Annotated in this window: 3 protein-coding genes (1 of these 3 cut by a window edge); all 3 read right to left on the reverse strand. The window is 73.1% G+C overall.

The features are described from left to right. Tightly spaced (each overlapping or abutting the next), the 3 genes in view from ACZ470_RS13530 to ACZ470_RS13540 form a layout consistent with a single transcriptional unit that may run on beyond the window. Positions 1-9,180 carry an amino acid adenylation domain-containing protein gene (locus ACZ470_RS13530; protein WP_468427024.1) on the reverse strand — a complete coding sequence of 3,060 codons (9,180 nt, stop codon included), beginning with the start codon at positions 9,178-9,180 and terminating at the stop codon, positions 1-3. Next, complete coding sequence (locus tag ACZ470_RS13535; RefSeq protein WP_468427025.1) at positions 9,177-16,727, reverse strand: amino acid adenylation domain-containing protein; 7,551 nt, start codon at positions 16,725-16,727, stop codon at positions 9,177-9,179. Before ACZ470_RS13535 ends, ACZ470_RS13530 begins: the two co-directional genes overlap by 4 nt. Further along, positions 16,724-24,298: the 3' portion of an SDR family NAD(P)-dependent oxidoreductase gene (locus tag ACZ470_RS13540; RefSeq protein WP_468427026.1), read on the reverse strand. 6,294 nt of this gene lie beyond the right edge of the window; 7,575 of the gene's 13,869 nt are visible here — the last part of the coding sequence; its start codon lies beyond the right edge, outside the window; it ends in the stop codon at positions 16,724-16,726. The genes ACZ470_RS13535 and ACZ470_RS13540 overlap by 4 nt, the downstream gene beginning before the upstream one ends.

The raw sequence follows: 24,298 nt of genomic DNA on the forward strand, positions 1-24,298 counted from the left end.
TCAGAACTCCGTGTCCCGCGCCGCGGCGCGGAGTGCGGCCAGGTCGGCCGCGGGACTGGTCAGGATCTTCAGCAGCAGCCGTTCGTAGAGCGCCGCCATCGTCCGTGCGGTCCTCCTGGAGAACAGGTCGCCGCTGTACTCCAGGTGGCCCTGGAGCCCGGTGGGCGTCTCGCGCAGCACCAGGTTGAGGTCGAACTTCGCCGGGCCGTCGCCGGAGCGCACCGGCAGTGTGGCGAGGTCCGGGGCGGTGCTGTCGCGGGGCGCCGGGGCGGGGGCCGGGATGAGATTGAACATCACCTGGAACAGCGGCGTGCGGGCGGGGTCCGGGTCCCCGGCCAGTGCCTCGGCGAGGGCGGCGAACGGCACGTCCTTGTGCTCGTGGGCCTCGGCGGTGACCCGCTTGGCCTGGTCCAGCAGGTCGTCGAAGGTCCGGGCGGGTGCCACGTCCAGGCGCATCACCAGCACGTTGACGAAGTAGCCCACGAGGCGTTCCAGGTCGGGGTGCGGGCGGTTGGTCACCGGGGAGCCGATGGCCAGCTCGCGGTCCTCGGTGTACATGCCGAGGAGCACACCGAACGCCGACAGCAGCGTCATGTAGAGGGTGACACCGCGTTCCTGGCTGTACCGCTGGAGCTGTGCCAGCAGTTCGGCGGGGACCGTCACCTCGACCGTCGAGCCCTGGTGGGACCTGACCGGGGGGCATCGGTAGTCGGTGCGCAGCGACACGCAGTCGGGCAGGCCGGCGAGCTGCCGCCGCCAGTAGGCCGTCTGCCGGTCGAGTTCGGCCGGGCCCACGGCCTCCTGCTGCCAGTGGGCGAAGTCGGCGTAGCGCAGCGGTGGTTCGGGGAGTTCCGGCTCGTCGCCGCGGGCGAGGGCGGTGTAAGCGGTGTTCAGTTCGGCGAGGAGGGTGCCGGTGGACCACCCGTCGAAGATGCCCCAGGGGCGGGTGACGACGGCCACGTGCTCGTGCTCCGACAGGGCCAGCAGCTGGACGCGCAGCATGCACCGGTCCTCCGGGAAGAACGGCCGCGCCCGTTCCGCGCGCAGCAGTTCGGCGACCGCGGCGTCCCCGTCGACCTGTTCCACGGCGACGGCGAACCCGCTGTCGTCGTTGACCCGCTGCACCGTGGTGCCGGCGTCGGTGTGGTAGCTGGTGCGCAGCACCGCGTGCCGCTCGACGAGGAGTTCGAAGGCGCGGGCGTAGGCGCGGCGGTCCAGCCTGCCGACGATGCGGTAGGCCATCTGCACGTTGTCGTAGGCGGAGCCCAGGTGTTCGCGCGGGTTCAGGAACCACAGCTCCCGCTGCTGGAGCGACAGCGGCGCCTCGGGGGCGGTTCCGCCGCGCGGCAGCGGGACCGGGGCCCGGGCCGGTGAGGTCGCGGGCCGACCCTGCTCGTCCAGGGCCGCGGCCATCTCGGCCACGGTGGCGCCGCCGAGGATGATGTGCAGCGGCAGGTCGTGGCCTGTCTCCTGCTTGACCCGGATGGTCAGACGGGTGGCGAGCAGCGAGTGGCCGCCCAGGTCGAAGAAGCCGTCCTGGAGGCCCACCCGGCTCAGGCCGAGGACGTCCGCGACGAGCCGGCACAGTGCGCGTTCGGTGTCGGTGCCCGGTGCGACGTACGCCTCCGTGGTCACGTCGGTCTCGTCCGGGGCGGGCAGGGCCTTCTTGTCGACCTTGCCGTTGGGCGTGACCGGGAGTTCCTCCAGGGCCACGAACACGCTCGGCACCATGTAGTCGGGCACCTTGGCCGCCAGGTGCTCCTTGAGCACGCGGGCCAGCGCCTGGCCCGTCCGGCCGATCTGCGGTGTGTTGGCCAGGTGGGAGCGGCGGTACGGTGCCCGGGCCCGGACCCGTGGCAGCTCACCCTTGCCGAGGACCAGGTCCAGGCCGTCGGGGCGGTCCTGGGACCAGGTGGCGGCGACGCGGTAGCCGAGGCTCTCGGCGTGGCGGAGGACCTCTTCGAGTTCGCGTACCGCGGCGGTGGCCGTGGCGGACAGCCGGGCCCCGGCGGGCAGGGGCTCCACCTGGTGTGCGGCGGACCAGCGGGCGAGGCCCTCGGCGACGGCGACGTCGTCGGCGATGCGCGGGTTGGTCAGGCCGGCGACACCGAACCGTTCGGGGGCGCCGTCGTCCAGCAGTGCTCGGAGGGCGGCGGGAGTGTCGGCCTCCAGCCAGGTGGACGGCCCGTCCGGGGCGGCCTCGCCCTTGGTCAGCACGACGTCGTAGCGGTAGGCGATCATCTCGTTCTCGCCGAATCCGCGCTTGACGCGGAGGTCGACGGCGCCGATCTCGGGGAAGCGTTCGCCGAGGCCGGCGAAGAAGGTGGGGCTCACCAGGAGTTCGCCGTCCTGCCGACGCCGACGCCGGACCTGTTCGGCGAGCGCGGCGGCGGACATGCGGGCCGGGGTGCGGCTGCGTTCCACCGCGCCGGCGTGGGCGGAGAACAGGTCGAGGTTGCGCACGTCGCCGACGAGGACGCGTCCGCCGTCCTCGACGAGCGGCAGGATCCGGGCGAGGGCCTCCTGGAGGTACTGCCGGTTGGGGAAGTACTGCACGACGGAGTTGAGGACGACGGTGTCGAACCGCATGCCGTCCGGTGCCGTCACGGACAGGGCGTCGCCCTGGGCGAGCGTGACGTGGGACCAGCCGCGGCGCTCCGCTCCCCGGCGCACTCCGGCGAGCGCGGACGCCGAGATGTCGACGGCGTGCACCGCCTCGCAGGCGTCGGCGTAGCGGTAGAGCAGCAGACCGGTGCCGCAGCCGATCTCCAGCAGCCGCTTGGGGCGCAGCTCCCGGACCAGATCGACGGTGCCGTCGATCCACTCCCGCATCTCGGGCTCGGGGATGGGCTCGCCGGTGTAGCTGCTGTTCCAGCCGACGAGGTTCAGCTCGGCGTCGGTGCCGTCGGCCGCTTCGTCGGCGGCTTCGGCGTACTGGTCCTCGAAGAGCCGCTGCCACTGTTGGAGCTGCTCGGCGTTCTGCTCCTCGGCGGCGCTGTCGAGCCAGGCGTCCGTCGGACGCAGGTAGGCGATCAGCTTGCCGCCGTCGCCGTGGACCTGGGTGGTGACGACGGCGCTGTGCACGGCGGGGTGGGTGTGCAGCGCGCTCTCGATCTCGCCGAGTTCGATGCGGAAGCCGCGCACCTTCACCTGGTCGTCGACGCGGCCGACGAACTCCAGGGTGCCGTCGGGGAGTCGGCGCACGAGGTCGCCGGTGCGGTACAGCCGCGCGCCGGGAGCGGGGTCGAACGGGTCGGGGACGAACCGTTCGGCGGTGAGTTCCGGGTTGTTGAGGTAGCCGCGTGCCACGCCGACGCCGCCGACGCAGAGCTCGCCGACGACTCCGCGGGGCACCAGCCGCAGCCGGTCGTCGGTGACATGGGCGGTCGCCTGCGCGATGGGCCGGCCGATCGGGACGACCGCGTCCTCGGCGAGGTCCCGGGGGATCACGTGGCAGGTCGAGGCGATGCTGTTCTCGGTGGGGCCGTAGGCGTTGACGACGGTCAGGCCGGGGTGGGCGGCGTACAGCGCGCGTACGTCCTTGGCGGAGAAGGCCTCGCCGCCCACGCCGAGATAGGTCAGGGGCAGCCGCCGGTGCAGGGAGGCCTCGGTGAAGGCGGGCAGGAACGCGGCGGACAGGGCCAGCATGGTGACCCCGGACCGTTCGATGCGGTCGAGGAGCTGGACGACGTCCTTGGAGTCGCCGTCGTGCAGCACCAGCCGGGCGCCGTTCAGCAGCGGGCCGAGCACCTCCTGGGAGCCCACGTCGAAGGAGATCGACGAGTGGTGCAGGACGACGGCGCGTTCGTCGGTCGGGAAGTAGTCGGGGTTGCGCACCAGCCGGACCACGCCCCGCTGTTCCACCAGGACGCCCTTGGGCCGTCCCGTGGACCCCGAGGTGAAGATCACGTAGGCGAGGTGTCGGGGGGTGGTGCCCACCTCGGCACGGGAGGGGTCGGTGTCGGGGCGGCCGGCGAGCACCTGGGTGCCGTCCCCGGCCGACTCGCCGGTGTCGAGGTGCACGACGTGGCCGGCGTCGTCGAGCAGTGCGGCGGGCAGGTGGGACTGGCTGAGCACGATGCGGGCGCCGGAGTCGCGGACGATCGTGCGGACGCGTTCCTCGGGGTAGCCCGGGTCGATGGGCACGTAGGCGCCGCCCGCCTTGAGGATGCCGAGCAGGCCGGTCACCGTCTCCGGGGACCGCTCGGCGCACAGGCCGACGAGGGTGTCCGGGCCGACGCCCTGCTCGCGCAGGTAGTGCGCCACCCGGTTGGCCCGGGCGTTGATCTCGGCGTACGTCAGGGTCCGGGAGCCGTGCTCGACGGCGACCGCGTCCGGCCGCAGCCGCACCTGCTCCTCGAACAGGTCGGCCAGGCAGCTCTCGTGCGGGTACGGCCGGTCGGTGTCGTTCCAGTCGGTCAGCAGCCGCCGGCGCTCGGGGGCGGGCAGGATGTCGATGGACAGGGCGGGGGTGCCCGCGCCGTCGTCGGTGGCGAGCGCCGACACGATGGCGGAGACGGCGGCTTCGACGTAGTCGATGACCGCGTCGACCGAGATCGAGGCGTCGGCCTGCGCGTTGAGGGAGAGTTCGGCGCCGGTGTCGTCGACGGACAGGCCCACCGGGTAGTTGGTGCGGTCCACCGAGCCGAGCCAGCGCACGCCCTGGGCCTCGGCGCCGGGCATGCCGGTGTCGTCCTGCCCCGGCTCGAAGTGGCGGAAGTTGAGCATCGAGCTGAAGAGCGGGACGTCGCCGTCCAGGCCGCTGGAGCGCTGGGCCAGGATCAGTGAGGTCTGCTCGTGGTCGATCAGCTCCTTGAGGGCGGTGTCGATGTCGGACACCAGCTCACCGACGCTCCTGCCGGCGAGTCGGACGCGCAGCGGAAGGGTGTTGATGAAGTTGCCCAGCATCCGCTCCACGCCCGGAACGCCTTGCAGACGCCCGGACAGGACGGTGCCGAACACCACGTCGTCGCGTCCGCCGCACACCGCGACCACGACGGCCCAGGCCGCGTGGAACAGCGTGGCGGGGCTGGTGCGCAGCCGCTGCGCCTCGGCGCGCAGGTCGCGGGTGAGGCCCGGGGGCAGCGAGCGGCGCAGTTCGCGCACGCCGCGCCCGTCGCCGCGGACGTCGGTCAGGCCGAAGGGTGTCGTCGGCTCGGTCACGTCCGCGAGCCGGTCCCGGAAGAACGTCTCCGCCTCGCCCGCGGCCAGCTGGTGCAGGGTGTGGGCGACGAAGTCCCGGTACGGGGCCGGCGGCGCGAGGCGCTCCAGGCGTCCCGACATGTGGGTGACCAGCTCTTCGAGGATCAGCCGCAGCGAGGTGGCGTCCTCGATGAGGTGGTGGGCGCTCAGCCGCAGGAAGCGGCGGCTGGAGTGCGGGTCCTCGGCGATCAGCAGGTCGAGCAGCGGCGCGGTGGCGAGGTCCATCCGCTCGGGGCGCTCCAGCAGGGCCCGGGCCTGGGACTCGGCGTCGGCGGAGGGGTCGAGCGGGTGCCGCCGCACCGGCAGGCGGGCCTCCCGGTGGACCACCTGGACGGGTTCGGGCAGGCCGGCGGTGAGTACGGCGGTGCGCATCACGTCGTGGCGGTCGACGAGCGACTGGAGGGCGGCGACGAACCTACTGACGGCCTCCTCGTCCTCGGCGGCGAGCAGGATGGGGATGACGTAGGGGTCGTTGTCCGGGTCGATCAGGTGGTGGAAGAGGATGCCCTCCTGGGAGGGGACGAGCGGATAGATGTCCTGCACGTTAGGGGCGCCGCCCGGCACCGTCGCCACGACCGTGTCGATCTGCTCCTGGGTGAGGTCGATCAGGGGCAGCAGGTCCGGGGTGATGCGCGCGCACCCCCGCGGTATCCGGTTCGGCGGGACGGTGAAGGCGGTGCCGGTGCCGGCCGCGTCGATCTCCTCGGCCAGGCGGGCCAGCGTGGGGGCGTTGAACACCGAGCGCACGGTGACGGTGAGGCCGCGGGCCTTGAGGCGGGCGATCAGGACGGTGATCAGCAGGGAGTGGCCGCCGAGCGCGAAGAAGTTGTCCTGGGCTCCGATGCGGGCCCGGTCGAAGCCGAGCAGCTCGGCCCAGATCTCCGCGAGCAGCTGCTCGGTGCCGGGGCGCGGTGCTACGTAGGCGTGCCGGTCGTAGGCGTCGATGCCGGGAGCGGGCAGGGCCTTGCGGTCCAGCTTGCCGTTGGCGGTGACGGGGAGGGCCTCCAGGGTGACGAAGGCGCTGGGGACCATGTACTCCGGCAGGGTGCGTTCCAGGTGGGCGACGAGCGCGTCCCGGTCGGCGGCCTCGGCGTCTTCGGCGTCTTCGGTGACGACATAGGCGACCAGCCGCTGGTTGCCCGGCTGGTCCTCGCGGACGAGCACGGCGCAGGAGCGCACGGCGGGGTGCTGGGCCAGGCGGTGCTCGATCTCGCCGAGTTCGATGCGGAACCCGCGGAGTTTGACCTGGTCGTCGGCGCGGCCGAGGAACTCCAGGGTGCCGTCGGCGAGGCGGCGCACCAGGTCTCCGGTCTCGTACATGCGGGCGCCGGGTTCGTCGGCGAACGGGTTCGGCAGGAAGCGTTCCCGGGTCAGGTCCGGGTTGCCGAGATAGCCGCGGGCCAGGCCGTCGCCGGCGATGTACAACTGGCCGACGCAGCCCACGCCCTGGGGCTCCAGGGCCTCGTTGAGGACGTGCAGCTGGATGTTCTGGATGGGCCGGCCGATGGGGACGGTGTGCAGGGGCCGGTCGTCGGGGCAGGTCCAGTGGCTGACGTCGATGGCCGCTTCGGTCGGGCCGTACAGGTTGTGCAGCGGTGCCCTGTGGCGGGCGTAGTGGCGGGCGCACAGGTCGGCGGGCAGGGCTTCGCCGCTGCAGAAGACCTGGCGGACGGAGGTGCACGCGGCCCAGTCCGCCTCGTCCACGACCGAGCGGAGCATGGACGGCACGAAGTGCAGGGTCGTGACCCCGGTCCGCCGGACGAGCGAGACGAGGTAGTCGGGGTCCTTGTGGCCCTCGGGCTCGGCGACGACCAGTCGGGCGCCGGCGATCAGCGGCCAGAAGAACTCCCAGACGGAGACGTCGAACGTGAACGGAGTCTTCTGGAGCACCACGTCGTCCGCGCCGAGCCGGTACTCGTTCTGCATCCACTCGATGCGGTTGACCACCGCCCGGTGCTCGACCATGACGCCCTTGGGGCGGCCGGTGGAACCCGAGGTGTAGATGACGTACGCCAGGTCGCGGGGGCCGGCCGCGGCGGGTTCGGCGGCGGGCGTCTCCCCGTCGGGGCCGGATATCCGGCCGTCGGTGTCGAGGGTCAGCAGCCGGCGCACGCCGGCCGGGGGCCGGTCGGCCAGGTGCGGCTGGGTCAGGACGACCTCGACGCCGGAACTGTCGACCACGTAGGCGGTGCGCTCGGCCGGGTGGGCCGGCTCCAGCGGCAGGTAGGCGCCGCCGGCCCGGAGGATGCCGAGGAGCGCGGCGACCATCTCCGCGGAGCGCTCCATGTACACGCCCACGACGCTGTCCGGGCCGACGCCGTGCCGGCGCAGCGCGTCGGCGACGCGCTCGGCCCGGCCGGCCAGTTCGCGGTAGCTCCACTCACGGTCGCCGAAGACCACGGCCGTGCGCTCGGGGTGGCGGGCCACCGCCCGTGCGACCAGCTCGTGCAGGCAGCGGTCGTCGGAGTAGGGGCGCCGGGTGTCGTTCCAGACGTCGAGCACCTGGTGGCGCTCGGCGGCGTCGAGCATGCCGAGCCGGGAGATCCGCTCCTCGGGGGCGTCGGCGACCGCGGCGAGCAGCTGGGTGTAGTGCCCTACGAAGCGCTGGACGGTGGAGCGCTCGAAGAGGCCGGTGTTGTACTCGACGGCACCGATGAGGCCGTCGGGAGTCTCGCGCAGGTCGAGGGTGACGTCGAACTTGGTGATGTCGAAGTCGAACTCGACCAGTGACACGTCCAGTTCGCCGAGCCGGACGTCGCGCCGGGTCTGCCGTTCCTGGAGCACGAACATCGTCTGGAAGACCGGCGAGTGGCTGAGGCTGCGGTCCAGGCGGAGTGCGTCGACCACCGCCTCGAAGGGCACGTCCTGGTGGTCGTAGGCCTCCAGCGCCGTCTTCCTGACCCGGGTGAGCAGCTCGGCGAACGTCGGATCGCCGGCCAGGTCGGTGCGCAGGACGAGGGTGTTGGCGAAGAAGCCGATGAGGGACTCGGTCTCCAGGCGGTTGCGGCCCGCGACGGGTGTCCCGACGGCCAGGTCCGTGTGGCCGCTGTAGCGGTGCAGGGCGATGAGGTAGACGGCGAGCAGCGTCATGTACAGGGTGACGTCGTGCCGCTCGCTCAGCTCCTGGAGCCGGCGCATGAGGTCGGGCGGGCAGCTGAACCGCTCGTGGGCGCCCTGGTAGGTCTTCGTCTCCGGGCGCGGCCGGTCGGCCGGGAGGGTCACGCGGGCGTCGACGCCGTCCAGGCGCTGCGTCCAGTAGCGGATCTGGCGTTCCTGCACCTCGTCGTCCAGCCACTGGCGCTGCCACTCGGCGTAGTCGGCGTACTGGACGGGCAGCGGCTGGAGCGGGGAGGGCCTGCCGGTCGAGTACGCCTCGTACAGGGCGACCAGGTCGGTGAGGAAGACACCCAGGGACCAGCCGTCGGAGACGCTGTGGTGCATGGTGACCATCAGGACGTGCTCGCGCTCCGCCCGGCGCAGCAGCCTCACCCTGATCAGGCAGTCGCGCTCCAGGTCGAAGGGGGTCACCGCCTCCCGCTCGCAGACGGACCGCAGCTGGGCGGCGTCGGCCGTCTCCTCGTAGGGGACGCGGAAGTCGGCGCCGTCGCCGATGTGCTGGTGGGGCACGCCGTCGTGGTCCACGAACCGGGTGCGCAGCGCCTCGTGCCGGCGGACGATCTCCTCCAGGGCGCGCTGGAGGGCGGGCCGGTCCAGCGGGCCGCGCAGCCGCAGGGCCATCGGGATGTTGTAGTACGCGCTCGTCCCGTCCAGTTGGGCGAGGAACCACAGGCGCTGCTGGGCGTACGACAGCCGGACGGGCTCGTCCGCGGTGCGGGCGGCGCGCGGGATGCCGTCGAGTGCGGAGAGGTCGACGCCCTGCTGCTCCAGCAGCGCGCGCAGGGCACGCTGCCGCTTGGCCGGCAGCGATCTGATCTTTCGGATCAGGTCCTGCGTGCTGTCTTCGTTCACGGTGGTCATCGTGGGCCCCGGGCTCCTTGTACTCGCGCGGCGGGCTGGCTTTCCAGAGCGTCCAGCTCTTCGTCGCTCAGGCTCTCGATCAGTCCGAGGCTCTCGCGGATCCTATCCACATCGAACGCATCTCCCTGTGCCCGCGCGGGAGCGCATCGCTCCAGCTCAGCGGCCATGTCGGCGAGCGTGGCATGTTCGAAGACGGCCTGGATCGGCAGTTCCGCGCCGACCCGCTGCTTGAGCCGGTTGACCAGTCGGCTCACCAGGAGCGAATTGCCGCCCAGGGAGAAGAAGTTGCTGTCCACCGAGAGCCGGGAGGCGTCGGTGCGCAGCAGTTCGGCCCAGACCTCGGCGACGGTCCGCTCCGCGTCGGTGCGGGGGGCGACCAGGCGTTCGCGGCGCTGCTGTCCGCTGTCGGGGGCGGGCAGGGCGCGGCGGTCCAGCTTGCCGTTCTGGGTGAGCGGCAGCGCGTCCAGCAGGACGTGCGCGGCGGGCAGCATGTACTCGGGCAGCGCGTCGCGCAGGGCCGCCTGGACGTCGGCCAGCAGCGCGGCCTGTCCGGACCAGCGGGGTTCGGCGGCCGGCTCCTGCCGGTCGGGGCGCCCGTCGTCCTCGCGTACGGCGTAGACGTTGTACAGCGTGGTGTTCCGCAGCAGCCGGTTGTCCTGCTCGCTGACCACGGTGTAGCCGAGGGCCCGGAGGAGGGTCTCCACCTTCTCCAGCTGGCCGTCGATGTCGTGGAGTTCCACGACGAGCTGGCGGATCTTGGGCCAGTCGCGCCAGTGGATGCCCTTGAGGACCTCGTACTCGGCGTTCTCGACGTCGATCTTGAGCAGGTCGATGCGCTCGATGCCCCGCTCGGCGATGATCTCCGAGAGCGTCCGCAGGCGGCACGTGAACTGCTCGCTGTCGAGCCGCGCGTCCACGACCTCGTCGACGAGTTCGTCACCGGCGACGGAGCCGTCCTCGGTCAGTTCCTCCTGGTTGCGCAGGTAGGAGCGGACCATCTCGTGCGCCTGCTCGGCGGTGGTGCGGCTGCTGGAGATGACGGTGTTGTGCCGGTAGAAGGTGAAGGTCTCCTCCCCGGCCTCGGCCGCGAGTCCGCAGTCGAACACCGTGGCGTCCAGCCCGTGCAGGGCGACGTTGCGCCGCAGCGAGTCGAACACCGGCGGGATGGGTTCGAAGGCGTAGATCCGGGCGCCGGGGCAGCGCAGGCCCGCGAACAGGGTGAACAGGCCGATGTTGGCGCCGACGTCCACGATGCAGTCGCCGTCGCGCAGGGTGATGCCGTTCCTGAGGTATTCGAGGTTGGTGAAGATCTCCTCGTAGACGAAGTCGGTCTCGCTGCGGTTCTGCTGGAAGACCGTCACGCCGTTCGGGAGTTCGTACGTCCGTTCCAGGGCCTCCGGCTCCTCGCGTCCGATCCGCAGCAGCTCGCGGACGGCGTGGGCGTGGCTCGCCGAGGGCACCAGGTAGGACACGAGCCGCTGGTCGTGCTCGCCGTACTCCCGGACGACCACGCGGGCGTCGTCGATGCCCGGGTGGGCGCCGAGCCGGGCCTCGATCTCGCCCAGTTCGATGCGGAAGCCCCGCACCTTGACCTGGTCGTCGTTGCGTCCCAGGTACTCCAGGGTGCCGTCGGGCCGGATGCGGGCCAGGTCCCCGGTGCGATACACGCGGGCGCCGGGTTCCGGGCGGAACGGGTCGTCCAGGAAGCGTTCGGCGGTCAGTTCGGGGCGGCCCAGATAGCCGCGGGCGACTCCCGCGCCGCCGACGTACAGCTCGCCGATGGCGCCGACGGGGGCGGGCCGGCCGTGCCGGTCCAGGACGTAGGCGCGCAGGTCGGGAATGGGCTCGCCGATGGGGCTCACGGTGCTGTCGGCGTCGGCCTCGGTCAGCGGCCGGTGGGTGACGTGCACCGTGGTCTCGGTGATGCCGTACATGTTGACCAGTTCGGTGCGGCGGTTGACGGTGCGCCGCATCCAGGGCCGCAGCGAGGTGACGTCCAGGGCCTCGCCGCCGAAGACGACGGTGCGCAGCCGGTGCGGTGCGGGGTCCTCGCCCTGGGCGGTGATCAGCTGGCGGAACGCGCTGGGTGTCTGGTTGAGCACGGTGACGCCCTCGTCGCACAGCAGCCGGTAGAAGTCCTGGGGGCTGCGCGTCGTCGTCTGCGGCACGATCACGAGGCGGCCGCCGTGCAGCAGGGCTCCCCAGATCTCCCAGACGGAGAAGTCGAAGGCGAAGGAGTGGAACAGGGTCCACACGTCGTCGCCGTCGAAGTGGAACCAGGGTGCGGTGGCGGTGAACAGCCGCGTGACATTGCGGTGTTCGACCATCACGCCCTTGGGTGTTCCGGTGGAGCCGGAGGTGTAGATGACGTACGCCAGGTGAGCGGGGGTGACGGCCGTGGTGCCGGAGGGCAGGTCGGTGTCGGGCAGTCCGCGCCAGAGGGCGTCGTCGGCCCGTACGTCGATCACGGGGACGCCGGGGGCGTCGAGCCCGTCCGGGAGCGGGCCGTCGACCAGCAGGGCCCGCGGTGCGCTGTCCGTCAGCAGGTGCCGCAGCCGGTCCACCGGGGAGGCGGGATCCATCGGCACATAGGCGCCGCCGGCCTTCAGCACCGCGAGGAGGGCCACGACGATCGTCTCGCTGCGGGGCAGACAGAGGGCGACGAGGACGTCGGGGCCGACGCCCAGTTCGCGCAGATGGCGGGCGAGCCGGTTGGCCCGGGCGTTCAGCTCCCGGTAGCTGAGGGTGGTGCCGTCGTGGGAGAGCGCGACCGCCTCGGGGGTGGCGGCGGCCGTCTCCTCGAACCACTCGTGCAGGCAGCGGCCCGCCGCCGGGAGCGCCGGCCGGTCGCCGTCGTCCAGCAGTCGGCGGCGCAGCTCCTCCGGGAGGACGGGGACGTCCAGTGCGGGGCGGGGCCGTGCGTCGGCCAGCGCGTCCACGAGGCCCGCCATGGCGGTCTCCAGGTAGGTGATGACCAGGCCGGCGTCCTGGGCGCGGTCGATCTGCGCGTCGATCGAGAAGGAGTGGCCCAGGTCGTCCACCGACACGGCCACGGGGTAGTTGCTGCGTTCGATGACCCCGGCCAGGGAGGTGACGCCCACGCGTTCCAGTTCGGCGTCGTCGATGCGGTCCCCCGCCTCCAGATGCCGGAAGTTGAAGATCGCGTTGAACAGCGGGGTGTCGCGGGGGACGCCGCTGTGCCGGTGGACGGCGGCCAGCGGGGTCTGCTCGTGGGCCACGAGTTCGCGCAGCGCCCGGTCGGTCTCCTCGACCAGCTCACGGACGTTCCGGCCGGTCAGGTCGACGCGTACGGGCAGGGTGTTGATGAAGTTGCCCAGCATCCGCTCGATGCCCCGCGGGCCCTGGAGCCGGCCGGACATCACGGTGCCGAAGACGACGTCGTCCCGCCCGGCGCAGGCCGCCGCGACCAGGGCCCAGCCCGCGTGGAACAGCGTGGCCGGGCTGACCTTCAGCTCCTTGGCGCGGGCCCGGACGTGCCGGCCCAGCTCCGGGTCGAGCGGCCGGCGCAGGTCGAGGACGCGGCGTCCGTCGCCGTGCACGTCCTGGAGACCGAACAGGACGGTGGGCTCGGTGACGTCGCCCAGCCGGGCGCCGAAGTACCCCTCGGTGTCGAGCGTGCGGGCCCGGTGCGCGGTGTGGGCGATGAAGTCGCGGTACGGCACCGGCGCGGGCAGTTCCGCCTGCCGGCCGGTGAGGTGGGCGACGAGTTCCCGGAACAGGAAGCCCAGCGAGGTGGCGTCGTCGATGAGGTGGTGCAGGTTGAGGACGGCGCTCCACCGGCCGGTGTCCGGGTCCCGGAGCGCGCGCAGCCGGATCAGCGGCGCCCGGTCCAGGCGCATCGCCTGGTCCTCGGCGAGGATCCGCCGGATCTCGTCCGCCGCGGCGACGCCCGGCGCCGGCTCCCGCTCGTCCACGGTGAGTTCGGCGTGGCGGACCACGATCTGGAGGGGCTGGGGCAGTCCCTCGGTCAGCACCGCCGTACGCAGGACGTCGTGCCGGTCGATGACGGCCTGGAGGGCGCCCGCGAACCGGTCCAGGTGGTCCCGGCTCTCGAAGGCGAAGACACCGGAGAGCACGTAGGGGTCGCGGCCGCCCTCCTTGAGGTGGTGGAAGAGCATGCCTTCCTGGAGTGCCGCCAGCGGGTAGACGTCCTGGAGGTTCGCCGCGCCCCCGGGCACGGCGGCCACGACGGTGGCGAGCGCGTCCTCGGTCAGCTCCACCAGGGGCAGCATGTCGGGGGTCACCCGGGTGCAGCCTTCGGGGATGCGGGCCTCTGGAACGGTGAACGCCTCCCCCTCGGTGGTCTGTTCGATGCCGGCGGCCAGCTCGGCGAGCGAGGCGGCGGCGAAGACCTCGGGGAGGTCGCAGTGCAGGCCGGCGGACCGCAGCCGTGCGGTGAGCTTGGGGATGAGCAGGGAGTGGCCGCCCAGCGCGAAGAAGTTGTCCGCCACGCCGACGCGGTCGGCGTCGAGGCCGAGCAGCTCGGCGCAGACGGCGAGCAGCGTGCGCTCGGTGGCGGTGCGCGGGGCGACGTACTCCCGGACGGCGTACGCGGCGGTGTCCGGGGCGGGCAGCGCCGCACGGTCGAGCTTGCCGTTGGCGCTGAGGGGCAGGGCGTCGAGCCGGACCAGGGCGGTGGGGACCATGTGGTCCGGCAGCACCCGCCGGAGGTGGCCGGCCAGGTCGTCGTGCAGCTCCGGGGTGAGTGCGGCGTCGTCGGGTCCGAGGACGACGTACCCGACGAGCACGTCCTCGCGGGCCGCGACGGCGCAGGCGCGCACCCGCGGATGTGCGCCGAGACAGGCCTCGATCTCGCCGAGTTCGATGCGGAAACCGCGCAGCTTCACCTGGTTGTCGACGCGTCCGAGGAACTCGAGGACGCCGTCGGGGCGGCGGCGCGCCAGATCCCCGGTGCGGTACATGCGGGCGCCGGGTTCGTCGGCGAACGGGTTCGGTACGAAGCGTTCCCGGGTGAGGTCCGGGTTGCCCAGGTAGCCGCGGGCCAGTCCGACGCCGGCGATGTGCAGTTCGCCGGGGCAGCCGACGGCGGCCGGCCCGCCCGTGGCGTCGAGGACGTGCAGCTGGATGTTCTGGATCGGGCGGCCGATGGGGACGGTGCCGGGCGCCCCGTCGCGCGGGCACGTCCAGTGGCTGACGTCCACGGCCGCTTCGGTCGGCCCGTACAGGTTGTGCAGCGGGGCGCGGTGCACGGCGTAGTGGCGCGGGGGCAGCTCCGGCGGCAGGGCCTCGCCGCTGCAGAAGACCTGTCGGACGGAGGTGCAGTCCGCCCAGCCGTCGTTCTCGACCATCAGCCGCAGCATGGACGGCACGAAGTGCAGCGTCGTCACGCCGGTCCGCCGGATCAGCGCCACCAGGCGGTCGGGGTCCTTGTGGGCCTCCGGCTCGGCGACGACCAGGCGGGCGCCGCTGATCAGCGGCCAGACGAACTCCCAGACGGAGACGTCGAAGCTGAACGGCGTCTTCTGGAGCACCACGTCGTCCGCGCCGAGCCGGTACTCGTTCTGCATCCACTCGATGCGGTTCACGGCCGCCCGGTGCTCGATCATGACGCCCTTGGGGCGGCCCGTGGAACCCGAGGTGTAGATGACGTACGCCAGGTCGCGGGGGCCGGCCGGGGCGGGCTCGGCGACGGGCGGGAGGTCCGCCGCGGCGAGCGGGCGGCCGTCGCCGTCGAGGTGGAGGAGCTCCGGCGCCTCGATGGGGAGGTGGGGCCGGCCGAGGACGAGCCGGGCGCCCGAGTCCTGGAGCATGTGGGCGAGGCGTGCCTCCGGGTATCCCGGTTCGAGGGGCAGATAGGCACCGCCGGCCTTCATGACCGCCCACAGGGCGATCACCATCTCCAGTGACCGTTCCATGTGGACGCCGACCACGGTGTCGGGCGAGACGCCCCGCCGGCGCAGCTGGTCGGCGAGTTCGTCGGTGCGGGCGTCGAACTCGGCGTAGGTCAGGGCACGGTCGCCGAAGACCACGGCCGTGCGGTCGGCGTGCCGTCGCGCGGCGGCGGCCAGCAGGTCGGGCAGGGTGCGGTCGGCGGAGTACGGGGCCCGGGTGTCGTTCCAGTCCACGAGCAGCCGCCGGCGCTCCTCGCCGGACAGGTGCGAGGCGTCGGCGAGCGCTCCCTCGGGGGCGGCCAGCAGGGCCTCGACGAGCTGCGCGTAGTGGTGCAGGAACCGCTCGACGTCGGCCGCGTCGAAGCGGTGGACGTCGTACTTCAGGTGCAGGACGTGGTCGTCGGTGTTCTCGGAGACCTCGAGGTGGAGCTTGAACTCGCCTGCCTGGGAGATCTCCTCCACGAAGCGCACCGCGCGGGCCAGGCCGAGCTCCAGGACCTCGTCGGCCACATGCATCATGCGCTGGTTCTGGAAGACGTAGGAGACCTGGAAGACCGGTGACGTGGCGGGGTCGGTCCGCAGGCTCAGGTCCCGCACCATGCGCGGGAACGGGTAGGCGGCGTGGTCGAGTCCGTCGGCGAGGACGAGGGAGAGTTCCCGCAGGTGGGCGGCGAGGGTGAGGTCCTCGCGCGGGGCGGACCGCACCGGGAGCATGTTCACGAAGTAGCCGACGGAGTCGGCGAAGGCGAGGTCCGGGCGGCCCATCGAGGGCACGCCGACGACGAGGTCGCGTTCCCCGCTGTAGCGGTGCAGCAGCAGCTGGTACACGCCGAGGAAGAACACCGCGGGCCGGACGCCGTGGGAGGCGCACCACTCGCGTACGCGGGCGCTCGTGGGGGCGGGCAGGGTCAGGCGGGCGGTCTCTCCGGCGGGTGCAGTGCCGGGGGCGGGGTCGCGTTCGATGCCGAGGCGCAGGGTGGGCAGCGGGCCCTGGAGCGTCTTCGTCCAGAACGCGCGGTGCCGCGCGCCCGCGGGACCGGCGAGGAAGTCCTCCTCCCAGCGGACGAACTCGTCGTAGTTGTCCTGAGCGGGGCTCGTCCAGCGGGTGCCGGTGCGCAGGGCCTCGTAGGCGGAGATCAGGTCGCGCAGGAAGAGCGGCGTGGAGGCGCCGTCGAACACCAGGTGGTGGAAGACGAGCAGGACGAGGGTGTCCGCGCCGTCGGCCTCGAACACGTGCGCCCGCGCGAGCGGGTCCTCGGCCAGGTCGAACGGCGCCCTGGCCTGTCGGCGCGCCTCGGCGAGGAGTGCGTCGGCGGACGCGCCGGGGAGCCGCTCGTGCCGGAAGTCCGCCGGGCGGTCGGGCCGCGTCTCCAGGTAGGGGGTGCCGTCCTCGGTCACGACGGCGCCGCACAGGGGGCTGTGGCGCGCGACGGCCAGCTCGAAGGCCTGCCGGAAGCGGGCGACGTCGAGCGGCGCGACCAGGCGGAAGCAGACCGGGACGTTGTACACGTCCGAGTCCGGCTGGAGCCTGTGGAGGAGCCACAGGCCCTTCTGTCCCTCGGACAGCGGGCGCCGCCGTCCGGGCCCGGCCGGGGGCCGCTCGTAGAAGGCGAGCACGTCGTCCGCGGAGAAGACGCCTGCCTTGAACCCTGCGAGTATCTGGTCCTCGTTCACGCGCGCGGTGCTTCCTTCATGAGTGCCTTGAGGTCTTCGAGGCTGACGTGCCCCTGTCGGAACTGCTCCAGCGCCCGGGCCTTGGCGGCCCGGGGCCCGTCGCCGTCCTCCCCCGGGATCTCCGGACGCGGGGCGTCGGCCGCCGGTTCCGCCGTGCTGGACGCGGGCCCGCCCGGGTGGTCGGCCGCGAGGTGCGCGGCGAGGCGTTCGAGGGTGCCGCACTCCAGGATGTCCCGCGTGGACAGTTCCAGGCCGAGGTCGGCGCGGAGCCTGCGCTGGAGCCTGGACCACAGGATCGAGTCCACGCCGAAGCCGTGCAGGTCCTTGTCCAGCGGCAGTTCGCCGGCGTCGAGTCCGAGCGCTTCGGCGAAGAAGCCCGCGAGGTAGGCGGTGAGGCGGTTGGCGGGGGCCTGCGCGGCGGGCCCTTCCGAGGTGGCCGGGACGGCGCTGACGGTCGGCGTGGCATCTGCCGCGGGTGGGGTCGGTGCGGCCGGTGTCGCCGGGGTCCGGGGGTGCCCGTTACGACCGATCCAGTAGCGGTCGCGGAGGAACGCGGCGCCGGGAAGCGGTACGAGCCTGCGGCTGTGCCCCTGGTGCAGCGCGTGCCACGGCACCTTCGCTCCGGCGGCCCAGAGCGCGGCGATCCGGTCGAGGTCGCCGTCCTGGAGCAGGGCGGTGAGGAAGGCCTCACCGTGGGCTCCGGACAGGACGGCCGACAGGGGGTGGGAGCCGCTCTCGGCGTTGCCGTGGTGGACCGCCGTCGTGCCGGGCCGTCCGGGCTCGCCGGCGTCCAGGAAGTGCGCGAGGGCGTCACGCAGTTCGGCCTTGGAGGCGACGACGGTGGCGAATCGCTCGGGCAGCGCCTCCCGGCCGGTCTGAAGCGTGTGGGCGAGGTCCGCGAGGTCCGTCGCGTCGTCGCGCTCCAGGAAGTCGAGCAGTTGCCCGGCCGTGGCGCGCAGCCGTTCGGGCCCCTGGGCGGACAGCGGGATCAGCTGGGCGGCGGGCTCAGGCGCCGAGCGCGGCACGCGCGGCTGCGGGGCGGCCTCGATCACCAGGCTCACATGACTGCCCCCCGCGCCCACGGAGTTGACGAGCGCGCGGCGGGGCGCCGGCTGCCCGGAGTCCGTGCCGTCCGCCCGTCGCTCACGCCATCGCGTCAGCTGCTCGCAGGGCTCCAGCGGGGTGTCGTCCCAGCGCAGGTTCGGGTTGGGCGCGCCCACCGCCGCGAGCGGGGTCAGCTCGCCGTGCCGCAGCTGGAGGACGACCTTGGTGAGCTGGGCGATGCCGGAGGCGGCCTCGGGATGGCCGAGGTTGGACTTCACCGAGCCGATCACGACGGGTTCGGACACGCCGTCGAAGACCTCGCGCAGCGCGCTGATCTCCACGGCGTCGGAGAGTGCCGAGCCATTGGCCGCGGCCTCGACGTAGCCGACGGACTCCGGCGTCGCGCCCGCGCGTTCCAGGGCGCGGCGCATGACGGCCACCTGGGTGCGGTGGCTGGGCGCCATGAAGCCGCCGCCCCGGCCCGCGTGCAGGGACGCGCTGCCCTTGATGACGGCGTGGACGGTGTCGCCGTCGCGCAGCGCCGCGGCGAGCGGCTTGAGCAGCACGGCGCCGACCGCCTCGGCCGGCAGGTAGCCGTCGCCGTCGCGCAGGCTCCGGCTGCCGGGGTGGCTGCCGAGCATCTGTGCCTGGGACAGGGCGATGTACTTGTCGGGGTGGACGGTGAGGTTGATTCCGCCGGCGATGGCGAGTTCCGCCTCGCCGCGCAGCAGGTCGGCGCAGGCGAGGTGGACGGCCTGGGCCGACGAGGAGCACATGCTGTCGACGGCGAGGCTCGGACCTTCCAGGCCGAAGAAGTACGACACCCGGTTGGCGATCATGTTGTACGAGGTGGCCGAGGTCAGCGCCGCGCGGGCGGCGTCCGCCTCCTCGGCCCGGTACATCTGGTACATCGAGCCGACGTAGACCCCGACCCGGCGCCGGTAGCGCCGCTCGATGGTCTCCTGTGTGACGCCGCTCTGTTCGAGCAGGTCCCACGCCGTCTCCAGGAACAGCCGCTGCTGCGGGTCCATCGCCTCGGCCTCGCGCGGGGAGATGCCGAAGAAGAGCGGGTCGAACCGGTCGATCCCGTCCAGGAATCCGCCCCAGCGGCAGTAGCTGGTGCCCACCGCGTCGCGGTCGGCGTCGAACAGCGCGTCGTGGTCCCAGCGGTCGCCGGGCACCTCGGTGACGCAGTCCCGGCCGGCGCGGAGGTTGCTCCAGAAGGCGTCGAGGTCCTGGGCCTGCGGGTAGCGCCCGACGACGCCGATGACGGCGATGTCCTGGCCGGCTCCGGTGACAGGTGACGGGTCCGGGGCGGACGGCCCGGGACCGGTCTCGGCGTCCGTCACCGTGGCGGGCGCGGTCCGCGCGGCCCGCGGCCGGGGGGCGACCGGCTCCCCGACCAGGTCCCGCAGCACGTCCGCGTGCCCGGCGACGAAGTGCGCGGCCAGTTCCCGCACGGTCTGAAGCTCGAAGAAGAGCGTCTTGGACAGGGGGCCGAAGGTCTTCTCCAGGCCGGCGATCAGGTCGGTCGCCACGACCGAGTCCATGCCGTACCGCTCCAGCGGGGTGTCGGCGTCGAGACGGTCGGGGCCGAGTTTGAGGGCCGTGGCGATCAGCTGGCGGAGGTGGCGCACCGTCCGCTCCTCCAGGCCCGCGGTCGCGGCGGCCTCGTCCGTGGCGGGCCCGGTGTCCTCGGCGTCCTCCGCGGCGGCCCGCGGCTGGGGGCGTGCGGTGTCCGCACGCTCCGTCAGCCTGGGCAGCAGGGCGGAGCGCCGGCCCGAGACGACCACGAGCCGTCCCTCGTCGAGGCCGTTGTCCTGTGCGGCGACACCGACCCGCAGGGCGTGCAGCGCGCTGTCGGTGTCGAGCGGTGCGAGGTCCATCCGCCGGAGCTGCTCCTTGGTCGCGTCGTTCACCTGCATGCCACCGTCCTCCCAGAGCGGCCAGTTGACGGAGAGGGTCGTGCCGCTGCGCAGGCCGCGACCCGCGAGACGGTTGCGCCGGGCCGCGAACGCGTCCATGAAGGCGTTGCCCGCCGCGTAGTCGGCCTGGCCCGGGTTGCCGAAGACGCCGCTCGTGGAGGAGAAGCACAGGAACAGCTCCAACGGCTGGTCCCGGCTCGCCTCGTCCAGGTTCACCAGCCCGCGCACCTTGGGCGCGAGCACCCGCTCGGCGTGCTGCGGTTCCTTGCCGGCGAGGAGGCCGTCGCCGATCACACCGGCGCTGTGCACGATGCCGGTCAGCGGACCGTGGACGTCCGTGACGTGGGTGATCAGCTCCCGGACGGCCTGCGGGTCGGTCACGTCCATCCGCTGGTGGTCCACCCGCAGTCCGGCCGCCCGCAGCTCGTCCAGCGCGCGCCGCCTGTCCTCGTCGAGCGGCGAGCGGCCGGTGAGGACGACGGTGGCGTGGTCGACCGACGCGGCGATCTCGCGTGCCGTGATGAGGCCCAGGGCGCCGGTGCCGCCGGTGATCAGGTAGACGCCGCCGGCGCGCCACGGGGTGGTGGCGGGGCGGGCGGGCGTCACCTCGGTGAGCCGCCGCACCGCGCGCCGGCCGTCCCGGTACCGGATCTCCTGCTCCGCCGGGTGGGCCGCCTCGGCCCGCAGGCGGGTGACGACCAGGTCCGGGTCGGCGCCGTCGAGGCAGTCGAGGTACTGCGTGTGCAGTCGCGGGTTCTCCAGCCGTGCCGTCTTCAGCAGGCCGGTCAGGCCGGCGAAGCACTCCAGGTCGTGGTCGTCGCCGGGGTCGCCGACGACCACGACCTGGAGCAGCGCCTCGTGGCGCAGGCCGGGTTCGAGCATGCCGCGCAGCAGGCCGAGCAGATGCCGGCTCACCCCGAGGTACTGCTCGTCCAGCGGTCCGGTGCCGAGGTCCACGAGGTCGTACGAGACGGTCTCGGGCAGCGCCCGTGCCAGCGCGTCCCGGGCGGCGGTGTCGAGGCGTCCGACGAGGACGACGTGGTGCGCGGTGAAGCCCGCGTGGCCGGGTGCGCCGCTGTGCTCGGCTGCGTCCCACACGGGGCGCAGGAGCAGCAGGTCGGCGGGCGGCTCGGCAACGGCGGACGAACCGCCGTTGCCGCTGTCGGTGTCGATGTCCAGCCAGTACCGCTCACGGGCGAACGGATACCCGGGCAGGCTGATGCGCCGGCCGGGTGCGCCGGCCGGGTGCAGCGCCTCCCACTCGACGGCGAGGCCGTCGGCCCAGTGGCGCAGGAGCGCCGTGTGGTCGCCGCGCTCCCACAGCTCGCGTACGGCATCCCGGGCGTCGTCGGACGTGAGCGGTGCCGGTTCGCCGGGGCGGACGGTGCCGCGCTGCCAGGGGCCGGGCCGCGCCGGGTCGTCGGCGAACGCGTGCAACTTGCGGCGGAGCGAGGCCAGGGAGTCCGCCGTGAAGGCGAGGCGTTCCTCCATCGCGACCCGCCCGGTCCGGAGCGTCCAGGCGATCGCGGTGAGGTCGTCGTCGGTCAGTTCGGCGGTCCGGGCGGCGAGGCGCCGGGCCTGCTCGACGAGCTGGGGTTCGCTCTTCGCGGACAGCACGATCAGGGCCGGCCGCGGGTCCTCGGGCGCCGCCGGGCGCCGGGCGGGCGCCGGCTCGTACTCGGCGATGACCAGGTGGGCGTTGGAGCCGCCGGCGCCGAAGCTGGAGATGCCGGCGGTACGGGGCAGCGCGCGCCGCTCGCCGCCGGTCACGACCGTCGGCTGCTGCCAGGGCTCCAGACGCTGCTGCACCCGGAACGGGGTGCTTTCGAAGTCGATGTGCGGGTTGAGGGTGGCCGAGTGCAGGCTGGGCACCAGTTCCCGGTGCTTCATCTGGAGGAGCACCTTGGTGACGGCGGCGATGCCCGCCGCGCTCTCGCAGTGGCCGATGTTGGACTTGACCGAGCCGATCGCGCAGTGGTCCGGCAACGTGCCGTCGCCCGTCTTGCGGAACGCCTTGACCAGTCCGGCGATCTCGATCGGGTCGCCCAGGGACGTGCCCGTGCCGTGGGCCTCCAGATAGCCGAGTTCCCGGGGTTCGACCCCGGCCTCGGCCAGCGCGCGGGCGATGACGTCGCCCTGGGCGACGGGGCTGGGCACGGAGAAGCCGTGGGTGCGTCCGCCGTGGTTGAGTGCGCTGCCCTTGACGACGCCGTAAATGTGGTCGCCGTCGGCGATCGCGCGGTCCAGGGGCTTGAGCAGGACGGCGCCCACGCCCTCGCCGGGGACGTAGCCGTCGCCGCCCTCGCCGAAGCTGCGGCACCGGCCGTCACCGGCGGTGAACCTGCCCTGGGCGAGCATCAGGTACTTGTTCGGGTGGACGCTGACGTTGACTCCGCCGGCGATCGCCGACGCGCACTGCCCGCTCCTGATGGCCTCGCAGGCGAGGTGGATGGCGGTGAGCGAGGAGGAGCACATGGTGTCCACGGCCATGCTGGGCCCGTGGAAGTCGAAGAAGTACGAGACCCGGTTGGCGATGGACGCCGGGTTGCCCGACAGCGCGACCTGGTGGCCGCGGGCCTGCGCCTGGGCGCCGTGGAGTTGGTACTCCTCGTACATCACGCCGACGAAGACCCCCACCTTGCCGTGGGGCTGGAGGGCGGTGGTGTCGTCGTCCCCGGACCGCCGGGCGAGCAGCTCGCCGGTGTAGCCGGCGTCCTCCAGGGTGTGGTGGACGCACTGGAGGAAGAGGCGTTCCTGAGGGTCGAGGTACTCGGCCTCGCGCGGGGAGATGTGGAAGAACAGCGGGTCGAACTCGTCCACGCCGTCGAGGAATCCGCCCCACCGGCCCCCGGCCGGGAACTGGCGGTGGTCCCAGCGGCTCTCCGGCACCTCGCGGATGCAGTCCCGTCCGGAGCGCAGGTTCTGCCAGAACTCGTCGAGGTCGGCGGCTTCCGGGTAGCGCCCGGCGACACCGATGATCGCGATGTCGGCGGTGGCCGGGGCGGTGGTGTCCGCGGGCTTCCGGGCGGCGGCGGGTGACCGGTGGGGCGCGTCCGTCCGCACGGCCTCGGCACCGAGCGCGGCGCGCAGTTGCCGCGGGTACTCCTCGGCGAAGTGGTCGCTGAGCGCGCGGATGGTGCGCACCTCGAAGAACAGCGTCTTCGGCAGCGGGCCGAACGGTCCCTCCAGATGGCGGGTGAGTTCCATCGCCATCATGGAGTCCATGCCGTAGTGCTCCAGCGGCGTGTCCACGTCGAGACGGTCCGGTGCCACCTCCAGCGCGGTGGCGAGCTGTTCGCGCACGTAGCGCAGGGCGCGGACTCCGAACGGCTCCTCCGTGCGCGCGGGAGCGGGGCCGTCGCCGCCCGGTTCACCGCGGAGCACGCGTGCGCTCAGCCCGGTCAGTTCCGCGCACACCCGTCCGCGCTCGTCCAGCAGGGTCACGTCGAGCTTGGCCGATGAGGCGTCCGGCCGGCTGCCGTCCTGGTGCCTGATCCACGCGTACGCCGTCACCGGCGTCGGCGCGGTCGCCCGCAGGTGTTGCAGGGCGAACGGCAGGGCGGGCCTGCCGCCCTGGTCGTCGGCGCGGTCGGCCGTCAGTCCGAGGCCGAGGGTGGCCTGCAACGCGCCGTCCACGATGCTCGGGTGCAGGTGGTACGACGCCGGGTGCTCCGCCGCCTCGGGCAGCCGCAGTGCGGCGAGCACCTGGGGCCGGCCGTCGGTGTCCTTGCCCGTGCCGAGCCAGGTCACGGAGCGGTGCGCCGGGCCGTACTCCATGCCGACGCGACTGTAGCGGTCGTAGATCTCGTCCGCGGTGAAGACGGTGTCGGAGCAGGCGGTCCGCAGCTCCTCCAGCGGCGGGACCGAGGTGCCGGGCGTGTCGGTGAGCCGGGCCCGGCCCTGGCTGCACAGGACGCGCTCGCCGTCTCCGTCGACGCTGTGCAGAGCGTACTCGTGGACGTCGTCGGACCCCCGGCGCACGTCGAGGCTCAGGTGCAGCCCGTCCGCACCGCACACGGCGGGCCGCAACCACACGACGTCGTCCAGGCGTACGCGGTCCGCGCGGTCCTCGCCCACCAGGCGGGCGACCGCCGCGTGCGCCATCTCCAGATGTGCCGCGCCCGGCAGCACCTTGGCTCCCCGCACCCGGTGGTCGCGCAGGAACGGCTCGCTGCCGTCCAGGCGTGTCTCGTAGCGGGTCGTCCCGCCGTCCGGGAGGGCACGTCCCAGGAGGGGGTGCGAGCCCGCCGGGGCGGCCGGTCCGGCCGGGTCCGTGGCCGTCGGCCGGTGGGTGCCGCGGCCCGCCCAGTACCGTTCGTCCGCGAACGGATAGGTGGGCAGGCCGGTGCGGCGCGGACGGGTCCGGCCCTCGTACAGCCGCTCCCAGTCCACCGGGTGTCCGTCCGCCCACCGTTCGAGCACCTCGTCGTACTGCTCGGCGTCGATCCACCGGCGGGACGCGGCGAGCCGCTCGGTGTCGCGGGACGCGGCCACGGCGGCTCCGCGGGGCACGGAACCGCGGTGCCAGCCCTCCGGGGCGGTGCCCGCGTCGGTCACCTGCGCGAGCCGCCGGCGCAGCTCCGTGAGCGAGGACACCCGGGT

This window comes from Streptomyces sp. NPDC031111, assembly GCF_055570675.1.